This is a genomic window from Nocardia sp. NPDC006630 (assembly GCF_040611495.1).
GTDB lineage: Bacteria > Actinomycetota > Actinomycetes > Mycobacteriales > Mycobacteriaceae > Nocardia.
Genome location: NZ_JBEXOK010000008.1, coordinates 321,044 through 335,516, shown reverse-complemented (window position 1 = coordinate 335,516; position 14,473 = coordinate 321,044). Strand labels below are relative to the sequence as shown.

The following is a 14,473-nucleotide window of genomic DNA, read 5'->3' as shown; positions in this document are numbered from 1 at the left end:
CTCCTAAATATCGAGAGTGCATTCACCAGAGACACTGCTGATGCACGTTTGGATTCGTTCTCCTTCGCGGCGCTCCTCACCGGTGCGCAGGTCGCGGACGTAACCGCCCGCCAGTGGCAGGACGCAGGTTTTGCAGATGCCCATCCTGCAACCGAACGGCATATTGATGCCCAACTTCTCGCCCGCTTCGAGAAGTGTTGTCGCGCCGTCGATCTCGGCTTCCCTGCCCGAGACGGCGAACCGCACCGTACCGCCCTCGCCACCGTGATCGGTACGAGCGATCGCGAACCGCTCGACGTGCAGACGATCCCGCAGGCCACCACCCTCGTAGTGCGACTCCATCGCGTCCAGCAGGGCCGGCGGTCCGCACGCCCAGCACTCGCGCTCACGCCAGTCGGGTACCCACTCATCGAGCCGGGACACGGTGAACTTGCCCATTTTCCGGGTGAGCTGGAGTTGCAGGTCGTAGCCGGGAGTCTTCTCGGCGCGGGCTTCCATCTCGTCGAGGAAGATGACTTCGTCGCGGGTCGGTGCGGAATGGATGTGGCGGATATCGGGCCGCTGCCCGTGCGATTCGAGCGACCGCAGCATGGCGATCACCGGGGTGATGCCACTGCCCGCGGTGACGAACAGGATCTTGCCCGGAACCGGCTCCGGCAGTTGGAAATCCCCGCGCGGCGCGGCCAGCCGGATGATCGTGGAGGGCGCGACACCATCGACCAGATGGCTCGACAGGAAGCCGTCGGGGTTGGCCTTGACGGTGATCGCAATGGTCTTCTCCGCGGCCGACCCGACGATCGAGGTGAGCGAATAGGAGCGCCACCGCCAGCGGCCGTCCAGCTGCACCCCGATGCCGACATACTGGCCGGGTTTGTACGCGGCCGGGAATCCCCACCCGGTGCGGATCGTCACCGTCGCGGTGTCCTCGGTCTCCTTGACGACCCCGACAACCCTGCCGCGGTGTTCACGGGCCGTCCACAGCGGGTTGAGCAGATGTAGGTAATCATCGGGAAGCAGCGGCGTCGTGGCTCTGGCCAACAGTCCGCGCAGGATGTTGACCTGGGGTTTCTTTGCGTCAACGCCCGCGGTCGGACGAGTACTCCAATTCAGAAGGCCCACAAGCAGCTCCATCGGTTTCTGTGTACAACTGTACACTGAAACCGTAGCGGCCCGACCGGAACAAGACCAGCGGCAGACATTGCCGCCGGAGGTCGGGTCAGGTTGCCGGGACCCAGTTGCCGTGGAAGCCGGCGGGGACTCGGTGGGGGAGTTTGATGCTCGCGATCGATTCCAGGGTTTCGGCGTCGAGTATCGCCAATTCGCTCGTGTCGGTGGGGGCGTCGTAGACGAAGCCCATCAGGACGCCCTCGTCTTCGGCGGCGTCGGGGGCGGAGGGTTCGAAAACGAACTCGGCCAAGCCTTTTCCGGGGCCGAAGGAGCGGGTGGCGGTGGTTCCCTTGATCAGGTCGTGTTTGTACAGCATCGAGTCGCCGCTCACGCCGGGGCCTACGGCGGGCACATAGCCGTAGCGGTGCTGTTTTCCGATGAGGCGCTCGTCGATGCGCGGGAATTCCTGGGCGCGGTCGTCGAAGCGGGATTGGCGGACCTTGCCCGCGAGCAGGTCGACCTCCCAGCGGTCGAGGGAGGGTGCGCCGTCATCGGGGCCGAATCTGTTGGTGTCGAACATCTTCGGGTATCGGACCACGTCGAGCACGATGGTGTCGCCATCGTCGTAGGCGTTCATGGGGTGGAAGACGTAGCAGGGTTCGACGTCGAACCAGCGGACCGATGAGCCCTCTCCGTTGCGCGGGAGGACGCCGATGCGCGCGGGGTGTTTCGGATTCCAGGCGTACGGCAGGCGGCGGTCGCGCGACGGTTCCGGTTCCCGCGGTGGCGGACTGGGGATCGGCACGCGGCCGATCAGTGCGGACAGCAGCAGCCGCGCGGGCAGGCGCAGGCCGCGGGGCACCGTCATCTCGGCAGCCTGGCGCGCGTCGAAGGTGACCGGCAGATCGTAGAGCACGACGTACTTTTCGGTGAGGGAGAAGTCGTGCATCATCGGTGCCCCGCCGACCTCGATGTCGACGCTGCGGCGGGTGCTGCCGTCGGTGCCGATCACCGAGTACTGAACCTTGTTGCCGCGCATGAACGAATACGACACCGCGTGCAGCTCACCGGTATCCGGATCGCGCTTGGGGTGCGCGGTGTACCCGCCGCCCACCGTGCCGCCGAAATCGCAGATGCCGACGGTGTCGAGCTCATCGGACAGTTCGTAATTGGTCAGGCCCGCCTCGACGAGTGCGAAAGTCCTTCCGGCATGGCCGATTACGTTCGTGTTCGCGCCGATGCCCGCTGCGGTCTGTGGATCGAACAGCGGTCGCTCGCCGAGCGTGACCGAGGTCTGGGGTCCGCGTACCCAGCGATTGCGATACCACTCGGCCCGGCCGTCGCGAATGCGAATGCCGTGCACCATGCCGTCGCCGCTGAACCAGTGGTAGAGCTGCGGATCGATCTCGCCGATGGGATTGGGGCCGTTGCGCAGATAGCGGCCGTCGAGATGGGGTGGGATGGCGCCGGTGACCGCTAGTTCGGTCAGCGTGTACTCGTGTTCGATCGGGGCGAAGCCGCCCTCGAGATACCGGTTCTCCATAGCCTGCCCCCAAGAGGAATAACAGTGTTATGCGGACTAGGATAACGCTGTTATGGAGGTGTTTCAACAGTGAGTTCCCGAACCGACCCGTCGAATCCACCCCGCGGCGCGGCCCTGCGGGCGGAACTGATCGAGGCCGGCATCCGGCTGCTCGAACAGGACGGCCCGGAGGCATTGCAGACCCGGCGGGTGGTGGCCGCCGTTGGAGCATCGACCATGGCGGTCTACACGCATTTCGGCGGTATGACCGGACTGCTGGGCGCCGTTGTGGCCGAGGCCTTCTCGCGATTCGGTGCGGCGCTGGCCGCGGTCCCGGCGTCGGACGATCCGGTGGCCGACTTTCTGGTCATGGGCGCCGCGTATCGCGGTTACGCGCTGGCCAACCCGCAGCGCTACCGGCTCATGTTCGGCCTCACCGCACCGCACGCCGAACAACCGCCGCCGATCTGCGACTTCACCGCCGAGAGCCCCGTCGACGCCGTCGGTGCGGAGACCTTCGAGCAGTTGGTCGGCGTGGTCGAGCGGATGATCACTGGTGAACATCTGCGCGCGGATCCGCCGCGCCAGGTGGCGGCACGGCTGTGGGCGCTCATCCACGGCGCGGTCCTGCTGGAGATGACCGGCAGTCTCGGGCCCGAAGGCCGCGGCCAGACAACGGTTCTCGTGCCCGCGACCATCGACCTGCTGGTGGGCATGGGCGCGCCACGGGAGCACGTGGAGCAATCGGCACAGCGCGCACGGCGAACAATCGCGTCGGTGAGCAACACTGCGCGTTGATCGGCGTTCCGGCCTCAATTTTTTAGCAGGTTCACACAAACCGGGGGCAGATCGGCGAGGGTGCGACTGCTAGTTTCGGAGATGGTCGGGTCCTACTCGGAAGCAGGTCGATGTACTCCCTCGCACGAATCGCGCGCTCGATCGTCGTAATGCTGTGTGTGGCAATGGGTCTTGTGTCCGGGCACGCGACCGCCACGGCGGGCGGCGACAGTCGGAATCCGGTGCTGGTGATCGGTGGCATCTACGCCGATCAGGCAAGACTGGAAACCCTTCGAGCCTGGCTAGGTTCACGCGGGTATACCGCGTATTCGATGGTGCTGCTGGGGAATCCCACTGGCACAGCGGCGATTTCGGATTCGGCGCAGGCTTTGGCCGATAAGGTAGCCGATATCCGCAGCCAGACCGGTGCGCAGCGGGTGGATCTGGTCGGGCATTCCATGGGCGGCCTCGCCCAACGCGATTACGTGAAATTCCTCGGCGGACTCGATTCCGTGGGTGTCTACGTCGACTACGGCACGCCGGAGCAGGGCGACGACCTCGGATCGGTCTGCTCCGCGGTATCGCCGGGGTGCCGGGATCTGGTCCCCGGTTCTCCCTTTCTGACCCGGCTCAATGCGGATCCCGCGGTGCCTCCGGGCCTGACCGCCTATCACTTCTTCTCCGAAAGCGCGGGGGCGGAAAAGAATTCGCTGCCCGGCGCGACCAATGCCAGCATCCAGTCGTTCTGCCCCGGCCGGACGGTCTCACACGGCGAGGAGCCCATCGACGGCGCACTGCAGGAGCTGATCGACGCCGCCCTGCGGGGCGCGCCGCTCACCACCGACTGCCCGCAGCAGCCCTCGGGAAGCCCGACGTAGGCTCGGGACCACTATGGATGCCTTCTACCTACCGGATCCCGAGAGCCCCGATCGGTTCCACTCCACCGACCTCACCCGCGGTCCCTGGTCGCCGGACGCACAGCACGCCGGACCGCCGTCGGCGCTGCTCGGGCACATTATCGAGCGCTGTGAGCCGCGGGACGGGTTCCGCATCGGCCGCGTCGCCGTGGAAATCCTCGGTCCGATTCCGATCGCCCCGCTCACGGCCCGGGCGCGGGTGGTCCGCCCCGGTCGCAGTGTCGAATTGATCGAGGCCACGCTGAGCTCCGATCAGGGCCCGGTCATGAAGGCCAATGCCTGGCGACTGCGCAGCGCCGACCCGGAGCTGGACCTCCCCGCCGAAGTACTGCCCACCGGCACCCGCCCCGGCCCGGACACCGCCTCGGGCAGCGCGCGCTTCCCGTCGACCCAGCCGGTCGGCTTCCATACCGCCATCGAATACCGCTTCATCACAGGCAGTTTCACCGATCCCGGCCCCGCCGTCTGCTGGATTCGCCTGCGCCACCCCATCGTTGCCGGCACCACCCCCAGCCCCCTGGAGCGCACCCTCGCCGCCGCCGACTCCGGCAATGGCGTCAGCGCCGTACTGGACTGGGACCGCTACGTTTTCATCAACACCGACCTCACCGTGACCCTGCACCGCGAGCCCGTCGGTGAATGGGTCTGCCTCGATGCCGCCACCTACCCCGAGCGCACCGGCGTAGGCCTGGCCGAATCCCGCCTCTTCGACGAAAAGGGCCCGATCGGCCGCAGCACCCAAACCCTGTTCCTCAGCCGGCGCTGAGGTCCTCATCCCAGGTGTGGCGCTACCGCCCGAGCCGGGGCCGAATGTCGCTGTGAGCGGGTGAAACGGGTGATCAGGGCGTCGGCGGAGAAGGCGCCCGCGCCCAGGACGGCGATCAGGAAGAAGGACCAGCAGAACAGGGCCGCGGGTTCGCCGCCGTTGACTATGGGGAGGATGCCGTGTTTGAGGTGGACGGTGAGGAAGGCGTAGGCCATCGAGCCGGAGCACAGTAGGGCGGCGATTCGGGTGCCGAGGCCCAGGGCTACGGCGATACCGGCTACCAGTTCGATGATGCCTGCCCACCAGTGCGGCCAGCTGCCGAAGGCGGGGAGTTGGGCACCGTAGGGGTGTACGGGTTTTCCGAAGAGTTCGGAGTAGCCGTGCAGGGCGAACGAGGCGCCGATCAGGATGCGGAACAGGCCGAGCACGACGGCGCCGAGCGTGGATGGCGCCGGTCCGGCCTTTGTTTCGGTGGTCAGAAGGTGCATGGCACATCTCCGAGTTCTGCGGATCTCGGGTGAGCGGAAGCCTCACCTGTCCTCTTACTACGAGGTAGCACGGTAAATCGTTCGCTGCCGAAATTTTACGGAAATAGTCGCTTCTTCTGAACGTAACAAATACCCCACCCAACGGATTTGCGAATTAATTCGGAATTAGTACTATCCGAATGGTTCGCTGCGGCGGCGAGACAACGGGCTGCCGGGCTCTGTCTCGCTCAGCCGGTTCGTTGTGAGGGAGAGTCATGGCTTTCGTTGTACGGGTCGCTGCCGCGGTAGCCACGATGGGAATTTCGACTCTGTTCGCTGTGCCGGTGTCGTTCGCGCATCCGGCTCCGGTGCCACTACCGCCGTCGCATGCGAAACCCGCTGCCACGGCGACCGTATCGTCGGTCGCGCTGGCCGAGCGCATGCTGGCCGCGATCCAGGAGGTATCGCCGGGCGCCGAGGCCGGTATCGAGGTCATGGATACCCAGAACGGGATGATGCTCGCCGCCACCAATCAGGATCAGCAGTTCTACACCGCCTCGGTGGTGAAACTGCTCATCGCCCTGGATGTGCTCGATGATCCTGCGGCACAGTCGGATTCGTCCACCACCGACGCCGTGCGGCGCATGCTGTCGGCCAGTGACGACGGTATCGCCGACCAGCTGTGGGAGTCGCACGGCGGTGCGGCGATCGTGACGCGCATGGCCGACCGCATCGGCATGTCCGGCACCACGCCCCCGTCCGATTCCGGGCAGTGGGGCGAAACGCTCACCACCGCAAGGGATGTGGTGTCCGCTTACCGCTACCTCACCTCGGGCGCCCCGGCTCCGGTGCGCGATCTGGTGCTGGACGCGCTGGGTCAAGCCTCCCAGACCGCGGCCGACGGTGTCGATCAGTACTTCGGCATTCCCAGCGCACTGTCCGATTCCCCGTGGGCGGTCAAGCAGGGCTGGATGTGGATGTCCTCCTCGCTGATTCTCAACACAACTGGACTGGTTGGTTCCGATCTGCGCTACGCCGTGGTCGTCCTGAGTTCACAGCCCACCATGAGCCTGCAGACCGCCGGCTCCGCCCTGACCGCCGGCGTCCAGGTACTGCGCGACACGCTGCCGCCGCAGGCCCGGTAGCCGCCGCGCGAACGATCTTGCTGGTGGTGCGGCCAAAGCAACACGGGCAGTGCGGGTTTGCCATCGCGTTTCGGCGCGGTGGCGGCGCGGTACGGTGGGAGGGTGACTACCGATGAGGGGGGACCTCGGGTTCGGTCGGCATCCACGCGCAGAGCGGGGGTGGCGGCCCGGCTGCGGGGTGCGGTATCCGCGGCGCACGAGGATGCGGTGCGGGCGATGACCGCGGCGCAGGGGTCCGGGCTGGCGGTGAATCGGGATCTGGTCGAGCTGATCGAGTTGCAGCGCCGGATCATTCGGATTGCCGACCAGCTCGACGACGGGTCCGCCGCGGTCGAGGAGAGCGGCGCTCCGGAAACCGAAGCTGCCGGTGACTGGCCGTGGACCGCCTTCCCCTGGGATGCCGCGCAGGCGACCGGCGTACGCCTGCTCCGCGGCGGCAATGTCTCGCTCTCGCACCGCGCGCCGAATCTCACGGCGGTGGCGGTCGGACTGGGCTGGGATGTACGCGCCACTGTCGGTGACGATTTCGATCTGGACGCCAGCGCGCTCGCGGTGGGCGGGGATCAACGAGTACCGACCGACCGGCATTTCGTCTTCTACAACAATCTGCGCTCACCGGACGGCGCCATAGAACACACCGGTGATCACCTGACCGGTTCCGGCGCCGGTGACGACGAGGTGATCACCGTCGACCTGGTCGACCTGCCGCCCACCGTCACCAATGTCGTTTTCTCCGTATCGATTCACGATGCCGAGGTCCGCGGCCAGACCTTCGGCCAGGTCCGCAATGCCTATATCCGGGTGGTCGACCGCGCCACCCGGACCGAACTGGCCCGCTACGACCTCACCGAGGACGCCGCCGAGGAGACGGCCGTGGTGTGCGGCGAGCTCTATCGTCAAGGCCCGGAATGGAAGTTCCGCGCGATCGGCCGCGGCTACGCCTCCGGACTGGCGGGAATCGCCCGCGACTACGGCATCGACGTCTGAGTGGTGATTTATCCCTCCTGAGTCATGATTGTGGTGGCGGACGGCACCCTGCTGCCCGCCATCGTCATCACACCCGACGGCCGGTGCTTGACATTCCGGCGGCGCGAGCGCACCGTGAATTGATTAGCTTGGCTAAATGTGTCGGATTGCGCTCGGGTACTGGGCGACACCGTATGCCCAGGGGTGTGATCACGGTCGGGGATACGCAGGAGGGTCAACGTGGGTAATGACACGCCGGAGGCCGTGCGCTCGCAGCGCATCGCCGAATTGCTCGCCGATCAACAGATCAGTGCCGCTGTGCAGCGCCCCGAGGTGAGCGCGGCCATGCAGCAGCCCGGACAGAGCCTGGCGGAGATCATCACGACGGCTCTGGACGGATACGCCGATCGCCCCGCGCTCGGGCAGCGGGCCTTTGAACTCGTCACCGATGACACGGGTCGGCGGACCCGGAAATTGCTACCAGGATTCACGACGACCACCTACCTGGAGCTGTCGGCGCGTATCGGCGCCGTTGCCGCCGCCTGGCAGCACGATTCGCGAAATCCCTTGCGCACCGGCGATTTCGTCTGCATTCTCGGCTTCACCAGCGCCGACTACATCGCGCTGGATCTGGCCTGCCAGATCTCGGGTCTGGTCTGTGTGCCCCTGCAGTCGAGTAGTTCTGTGGCGCAGTGGAATTCGATTCTCGCCGAGACCGGGCCGCGATTGCTCGCCACCAGTTCGGAGCTGCTCGAGGGCGCGGTCGACGCGGCGCTGGCCGCGCCCGCACCGCTGCAGCTGCTGGTCTTCGACCATCACAGCGATGACGACTATCACTGTGCGGCACTGGAATCCGCACGTACACGGCTTGCGGAGGCCGGCAGCCCGGTAACTGTCGAGACCTTGGAGGAGTTGCTCGAGCGCGGGCGCGCATTGCCGCCCGCACAGACTTTTGTTCCGGGCCCGGACGAGGATCCGCTCGCGCTGCTCATCTACACCTCCGGTAGCACCGGTGCGCCGAAGGGCGCGATGTACCCGCAGCGCCTGGTGGCGTCCATGTGGATCGGCGGACCGGCGCGATCACCTGTGCCCGCAATCAATTTCAACTACATGCCGATGAGCCATGTGGCCGGTCGCATGGCGCTGATCGGGGCGATCGCCCGCGGCGGCACCGCCCACTTCGCGGCCGCCAGCGATCTGTCGACGCTGTTCGAAGATATCGCGCTGGTGCGGCCGACGGAGTTCTTCTTCGTCCCCCGCGTCTGCGACATGATCTTCCAGCGCTACCAGGGTGAGGTGGCCCGCCGGCTCCCCACCGGTGCGGACCCGGAAACGACTGTGCGGCAGGTGAAATCCGAACTGCGCGATCAGTTGCTGGGCGGCCGGTTGTTCGGCGCGATCGTCGGCAGTGCGCCGATCTCCGCCGAGATGAAGACCTTCATGGAGTCCGTGCTCGGGTTCGAACTGCACGACGGTTACGGCTCGACCGAGGCCGGTGGCGGCATTCTCATGGACAATCGGATCAATCGTCCGCCGGTCATCGACTACAAGCTGGTCGATGTGCCCGACCTCGGGTACTTCCGCACCGATAGGCCGTACCCGCGCGGTGAGCTGCTGCTCAAGTCCACGGTCATGATTCCCGGGTACTACCGCCGGCCGGAGGTCACCGCCGAGATATTCGATGAGGACGGCTTCTATAGGACCGGCGATATCGTCGCCGAACTCGCGCCGGACGAGCTGGTCTACGTCGACCGCCGCAATAACGTGCTGAAGCTGTCACAGGGTGAGTTCGTGACCGTCGCCAAGCTGGAGGCGGTGTACTCGACCAGCCCGCTGATCAAGCAGATCTACGTCTACGGCAGCAGTGAACGCGCGTACCTGCTCGCGGTGATCGTGCCCACCGCGGCGGCGCTGCGCGGTGCGGCCGGCGACTCGCTGCACACGGCGCTGAGTGAATCGCTGCAGCGACTGGCGAAGGATGCCGAACTCGAATCCTATGAGGTTCCGCGTAACTTCCTCGTCGAGCCCGAGCCGTTCACCATGGAGAACGGCATGCTGTCCGGGATCGGAAAAGCCCTGCGGCCCAAGCTCAAAGAGCGCTACGGGGAGCGACTCGAGCAGTTGTACACCGATCTGGCCACCCAGCAGGCCGATGAACTGGCGGCACTGCGGTCCGAGGCCGCGCAGCGCCCGGTGCTCGAGAGTGTCGGCCGCGCCGCACGGGCGCTGCTCAGCTGTGCCGAAACCGATCTGCGGCCCGATGCGCACTTCGCCGATCTGGGCGGAGACTCGCTGTCGGCGCTGTCGTTCTCGACGCTGCTGCAGGAGATCTTCGGGGTCGAGGTGCCGGTGGGCGTCATCGTCAGCCCGGCCAACGATCTCGCGGGATTGGCGAAATATATCGAGCAGGAGCGGAATTCGGTGGTCCGCCGTCCCACGCCCGCCTCGGTGCACGGTGTCGGTCCGCAGATCCGGGCTGCCGATCTGACCCTGGACAAGTTCATCGATGCTGCGACACTCGCCGCTGCCACGCAGATTCCGGGTGTTGTCGAGCAACCCCGCACGGTGCTGCTGACCGGAGCCAATGGTTACCTCGGCCGCTTCCTGTGCCTGGAATGGCTGCGGCGCATGGACGAGGTGGACGGCACCCTCATCTGCGTCGTCCGCGGGAGCACCGCCGCGGCGGCGCGGGCGCGGCTGGATGCGGCCTTCGATACGGGTGACCCGGAACTGCTGCGCACCTATCGGGACCTGGCCGACCGGCGACTACAGGTACTCGCCGGTGATATCGGTGATGCGAATCTCGGCCTGAGCGAGGCGGATTGGCGGCATCTCGCCGAAACGGCCGACCTGATCGTGCATCCGGCAGCGCTGGTCAATCATGTGCTGCCCTACGACCAATTGTTCGGCCCCAATGTGGTCGGCACCGCCGAGGTCATCCGGCTGGCGATCACCACCCGATTGAAGCCGGTCACCTATCTGTCCACCGTCGGGGTGGCCGATCAGGTCGATCCGGAGTTCTTCGACGAGGACGGCGATATTCGCGAGGTCAGCGCGGAACGTATTGTCGGCGACGGGTATGCGAATGGTTACGGCAATAGCAAGTGGGCGGGCGAGGTCCTGCTGCGCGAGGCCAACGATCTGTGCGGACTGCCGGTCGCGGTATTCCGTTCGGATATGATCCTGGCGCACAGCACCTTCGCGGGCCAGTTCAATCTGACCGATATGTTCAGCCGCCTGCTGCTGAGCCTGCTCGCCACCGGCATTGCCCCGAAGTCGTTCTACCGCACCGACAGTGCCGGAAATCGGCGGCGTGCCCACTACGACGGCCTGCCCGCCGATTTCACCGCCGAGGCGATCACCACGCTCGGGGCCCGGGCCACCGAGGGGTTCCGCACCTTCGATGTCTTCAATCCGCACGATGACGGGATTTCGCTCGACGAATTCGTGGACTGGCTGATCGTGGACGGTCATCCCATCGAACGGTTCGACGATTACGACGCCTGGTTCGCGCGTTTCGAGACGGCACTGCGGGCGCTGCCCGAGCAGCAGCGGCAGAATTCGGTGCTGCCACTGCTGCACGCGTACCGGTATCCGGGCGTTCCGATTCCGGGATCGGTATTGCCCGCCAAGCGATTCCAGGCCGCCGTGCAGGAGGCCGAGATCGGCGCCGACCACGATATCCCACACCTGGGACCGGAACTGATTCGCAAGTACGTGACGGATCTCCGATTGCGCGGGCTGCTGTAAACGGCGAACGTAGGTGCGAGTCGAGATACGCAGTCGCTGAACCGAATCAGGAATGGCAGAGGAACGGTATATGGAACTGGGTCAACCGAGCCGCACCGCACTGGCAACGGCATACCAGCGTGCCTACCATCAGATCGCCGATGCGCCACGGATATTCACCGATCCGCTGGCCATGCGCATTCTCGGCGTGGACGAGGCCGAGCTGATCGAGCGGAATACCGCGACGCTCGAATCCGGTGACCCCAGGTGGCCGCGCCGGCGGCGGATGTTCCTGGCGGGCCGGGCGCGCTTCGCCGAGGACACGGTGCGCGCCGCCGTCGCGGCCGGTACGCGGCAGGTTGTGATCCTCGGCGCGGGCCTGGACACCTTCGCCTACCGCAATCCGTTCCCCGAGCTGCGGGTGTACGAGGTCGACCATCCCGATACCCAGGAGTGGAAGCGTCATCGGCTGGCGGAATCGGGTATCGATGTGCCCGATTCCCTCGCCTTCGTCCCCATCGACTTCGAAACGCGCACGCTGGCAGAAGGTTTGGCCGAGGCCGGATTCCCGCGTGACGAGCCTGCCGTCTTCGTCTGGCTCGGCGTGGTCATGTACCTGACCCGGGACGCCATTTCGGGCACGCTGAAGTACATCTCGCAGCAGGCGCCGCCGACCCGGGTGGTGCTCGACTACCTGGTTCCCGCAACAACTTCCGAGGAAGCGACCGACCTCAAGGCCCGCGCCGATCGAGTGGGGGCGGTCGGCGAACCGTTCCTGAGCTACTTCACCGCGGACGATATGGCGGCGGCACTGGCCGACGCCGGATTCACCGAGGTCGAAGATCGGACCGCGACCGAGGTGATCGCCGGATATGCCGGGACGTCACCGCAGCCGAGCGCGGGCAACACGCCCCGAATTCTGCGCGCGACGAACTGACGCGCCGCCATGCGGCAGTCCCACTGCCGCATGGCGATTGCGTGGTCGCGTATCAGACGCGGGCGCGCACGAACTTGTAGATGACCAGCAGAACGACCGCGCCCACGATCGCACCCAGGAACGTGTGCTGCACCGGTGCATGAACGCTGAACTTGTGCGGCGCGAAGACCAGACTCCCCAGGGTCCCGCCCACATAGCCACCGACGATGCCCAGCAGGATGGTCCCGATCCACCCGAAATTTTCCTTACCCGGGACGAGGAGGCGGGCGATGGCACCGGCGATGAGACCGATAACGATCATGACGATAATGCCCATGTCGTGCTCCTTGTCTAGCTGATGTCGCTAATTCGACGGTAGCAGGACAAGACGGACATCAGTGCGTGTCGCATTACATCAGCGTGCCCGGGAGACGAACATCCGGCCCAGCTCGTCCGTGACATCTTGCTGCCACCGATGGCCGCTTCCTGCCGGCGCAGCGCCTTCCGGCGCAACCGGTTCCGATGCCATCGTCAACCATGGCCTTCAATGTCGCTGACCTCTTCGAACACGCTGTGGACGCGGTCCCCGACCGCACCGCGGTCATCTGCGGGGACCGCCGCGTCACCTATCGGGAACTGGATGAGCGGTCCGATCGGCTCGCACATCACCTCGCCGCTGCGGGCATCGGCCGCGGCGACCATGTCGGGATCTACTCGCGCAACTCCATCGAGGCGCTGGAGACCATGATCGCGACCTACAAACTGCGCGCGGTCTCCATCAGCGTGAACTACCGCTATGTCGCGGAGGAGGTCCGATACATCGTCGACAATGCCGAGCTGAAGGCACTGGTGCACGAGCGCGCCTACGCCGACGTACTGGCCGAGGTGCTGCCCCACACCCCCGGGCTGACCGAGGTGCTGGTCATCGAGGACGGCACCGATAAGGACTTCACCCGATACGGCGGTACAGAATACGCCGCGGCACTGGCTGCTCAGCCGGCCGGGCGCGATTTCGGGGAGCGCAGCGGCGATGATCTCTACATCCTCTACACCGGCGGCACCACCGGCATGCCGAAGGGTGTCATGTGGCGGCACGAGGATGTGTGGCGCGCCCTCGGCGGCGGTATCAACTTCGTGACCGGCGAATACGTCGCCGACGAATGGGAATTGGCGAAGAACGCGGCCGCCGCGCCCGAGGGCATGGTGATGGCCCCGCTTTCCCCGCTGATCCACGGCGCGGCGCAGTGGGCCGCCTTCATGACGCTGAACTCCGGCGGCACACTGGTTTTCGTCCCGCAGTTCGATCCGCACGCGGTGTGGCGGGCGGTGCAGCGGCATCGGGTGAATGTGCTCACGGTGGCCGGCGACGCCATGGCCGGGCCACTGCTGGAGGCGTACCAGGCGGGCGCCTACGAGGCGCCGTCGCTCTTCGCCTTCAGCAGCCATGCGGCGCTGTTCTCGCAGGCGCTGAAACAGCAGTACGTGCAGCAGTTTCCGAAGCTGTTCATCACCGATGTAGTCGGTTCTTCGGAGAGTGGCGGCACCGGGCTGGCAGTGGTCACCGGGGATTCCGACCACTCCCAGGGCGCACGGGTGCGGTTCAATGCCCAGACCACACTCCTGGACGAGGACGGAAAGCTGTTGCCGCGCACACCGGGAGCGGTCGGCCGGATGGCGCGCACCGGACATGTACCACTCGGCTATTACCGGGACCCGGCCAAGACCGCGACCATATTCGTCGAGGTGGCGGGCGAACGCTATGTGGTCCCGGGCGACTACGCCCGCTACGAGGCGGACGGCACCGTCACCCTGCTCGGCCGCGGCTCGGAGTGCATCAATACCGGTGGCGAGAAGGTGTATCCGGAAGAGATCGAGACCGCGTTGAAATCGCATCCGAAGGTGCTGGACGCCTTGGTGATCGGCATTCGGGACGAGAGGTTCGGCCAGGGCGTCGCGGCGCTAATACAGCCTCGCACGGGGTTGACGTTCGATCTGGCCGAGGTGGACAGCCACGTGCGCACCAAGGTGGCGGGATACAAAGCGCCGCGCAGCTATTGGATCGTAGCGGAGGTCAGCCGCCAGCCCAGCGGCAAGGCCAACTACCCCGCAGCCAAGAAGTACGCCGCAGACCATGCCGATGCGGCGGTGTCCGTGCACTGAA

Annotated in this window: 12 protein-coding genes; 8 read left to right on the top strand and 4 right to left on the bottom strand. The window is 66.0% G+C overall.

Annotation, left to right across the window (positions count from 1 at the left end; translation table 11 throughout):
* Positions 1-3: 3 nt before the first annotated feature.
* The gene (locus tag ABZX86_RS25310) at positions 4-1,119 is read right to left on the bottom strand and encodes a ferredoxin reductase (protein WP_355127135.1); all 1,116 of its coding nucleotides are present in this window, start codon (positions 1,117-1,119) and stop codon (positions 4-6) included.
* 97 nt (positions 1,120-1,216) lie between these two features.
* Entirely contained in the window at positions 1,217-2,650 is a 1,434-nt protein-coding gene (locus tag ABZX86_RS25305; protein ID WP_355127134.1) for a carotenoid oxygenase family protein, read from the bottom strand.
* A 69-nt stretch (positions 2,651-2,719) separates the two neighbouring features.
* On the opposite strand from ABZX86_RS25305, the gene ABZX86_RS25300 reads away from it, so the two are divergent.
* The 3 genes from ABZX86_RS25300 (at position 2,720) to ABZX86_RS25290 (ending at position 5,089) form a co-directional block, all read left to right on the top strand.
* Positions 2,720-3,427 (top strand): TetR/AcrR family transcriptional regulator, encoded by a 708-nt coding sequence (locus tag ABZX86_RS25300; RefSeq protein ID WP_355127133.1) that lies wholly within the window; start codon positions 2,720-2,722, stop codon positions 3,425-3,427.
* A gap of 110 nt (positions 3,428-3,537) precedes the next feature.
* Positions 3,538-4,284, top strand: coding sequence for an alpha/beta fold hydrolase (locus ABZX86_RS25295; RefSeq protein ID WP_355127132.1), 747 nt, complete (start codon positions 3,538-3,540; stop codon positions 4,282-4,284).
* Positions 4,285-4,297: 13 nt separating this feature from the next.
* Positions 4,298-5,089 (top strand): thioesterase family protein, encoded by a 792-nt coding sequence (locus ABZX86_RS25290; RefSeq protein WP_355127131.1) that lies wholly within the window; start codon positions 4,298-4,300, stop codon positions 5,087-5,089.
* Positions 5,090-5,094: 5 nt separating this feature from the next.
* Here the strand turns inward: ABZX86_RS25290 and ABZX86_RS25285 are convergent, their stop codons facing one another.
* Positions 5,095-5,577 (bottom strand): DoxX family protein, encoded by a 483-nt coding sequence (locus ABZX86_RS25285; protein ID WP_355127130.1) that lies wholly within the window; start codon positions 5,575-5,577, stop codon positions 5,095-5,097.
* Between the two features lie 254 nt (positions 5,578-5,831).
* On the opposite strand from ABZX86_RS25285, the gene ABZX86_RS25280 reads away from it, so the two are divergent.
* The 4 genes from ABZX86_RS25280 to ABZX86_RS25265 all read left to right on the top strand — a co-directional run bounded on the left by ABZX86_RS25280 (position 5,832) and on the right by ABZX86_RS25265 (position 12,333).
* Entirely contained in the window at positions 5,832-6,701 is an 870-nt protein-coding gene (locus ABZX86_RS25280) for a hypothetical protein (protein WP_355127129.1), read from the top strand.
* 423 nt (positions 6,702-7,124) lie between these two features.
* Entirely contained in the window at positions 7,125-7,688 is a 564-nt protein-coding gene (locus ABZX86_RS25275; RefSeq protein ID WP_355127297.1) for a TerD family protein, read from the top strand.
* Positions 7,689-7,946: 258 nt separating this feature from the next.
* The gene (gene car / locus ABZX86_RS25270; protein ID WP_355127296.1) at positions 7,947-11,417 is read left to right on the top strand and encodes a carboxylic acid reductase; all 3,471 of its coding nucleotides are present in this window, start codon (positions 7,947-7,949) and stop codon (positions 11,415-11,417) included.
* A 70-nt stretch (positions 11,418-11,487) separates the two neighbouring features.
* Positions 11,488-12,333, top strand: coding sequence for a class I SAM-dependent methyltransferase (locus ABZX86_RS25265; RefSeq protein ID WP_355127128.1), 846 nt, complete (start codon positions 11,488-11,490; stop codon positions 12,331-12,333).
* Between the two features lie 52 nt (positions 12,334-12,385).
* Here the strand turns inward: ABZX86_RS25265 and ABZX86_RS25260 are convergent, their stop codons facing one another.
* Positions 12,386-12,649: a GlsB/YeaQ/YmgE family stress response membrane protein gene (locus ABZX86_RS25260; protein WP_297620495.1), complete on the bottom strand. Its 264-nt coding sequence runs from the start codon at positions 12,647-12,649 to the stop codon at positions 12,386-12,388.
* 185 nt (positions 12,650-12,834) lie between these two features.
* Between ABZX86_RS25260 and ABZX86_RS25255 the strand changes: the two genes are divergently transcribed.
* Positions 12,835-14,472 carry an acyl-CoA synthetase gene (locus ABZX86_RS25255; RefSeq protein ID WP_355127127.1) on the top strand — a complete coding sequence of 546 codons (1,638 nt, stop codon included), beginning with the start codon at positions 12,835-12,837 and terminating at the stop codon, positions 14,470-14,472.
* The last annotated feature ends 1 nt before the right edge of the window (position 14,473 follow it).

Bases quoted from the DNA above. Each gene is read 5' to 3' on its own strand.
- ABZX86_RS25305 (WP_355127134.1), bottom strand. From the start codon at position 2,650: ATGGAGAACCGGTATCTCGAGGGCGGCTTCGCCCCGATCGAACACGAG.
- ABZX86_RS25290 (WP_355127131.1), top strand. From the start codon at position 4,298: ATGGATGCCTTCTACCTACCGGATCCCGAGAGCCCCGATCGGTTCCAC.
- ABZX86_RS25280 (WP_355127129.1), top strand. From the start codon at position 5,832: ATGGCTTTCGTTGTACGGGTCGCTGCCGCGGTAGCCACGATGGGAATT.
- ABZX86_RS25265 (WP_355127128.1), top strand. From the start codon at position 11,488: ATGGAACTGGGTCAACCGAGCCGCACCGCACTGGCAACGGCATACCAG.
- ABZX86_RS25255 (WP_355127127.1), top strand. From the start codon at position 12,835: ATGCCATCGTCAACCATGGCCTTCAATGTCGCTGACCTCTTCGAACAC.
- ABZX86_RS25285 (WP_355127130.1), bottom strand. From the start codon at position 5,577: ATGCACCTTCTGACCACCGAAACAAAGGCCGGACCGGCGCCATCCACG.
- ABZX86_RS25295 (WP_355127132.1), top strand. From the start codon at position 3,538: ATGTACTCCCTCGCACGAATCGCGCGCTCGATCGTCGTAATGCTGTGT.
- ABZX86_RS25260 (WP_297620495.1), bottom strand. From the start codon at position 12,649: ATGGGCATTATCGTCATGATCGTTATCGGTCTCATCGCCGGTGCCATC.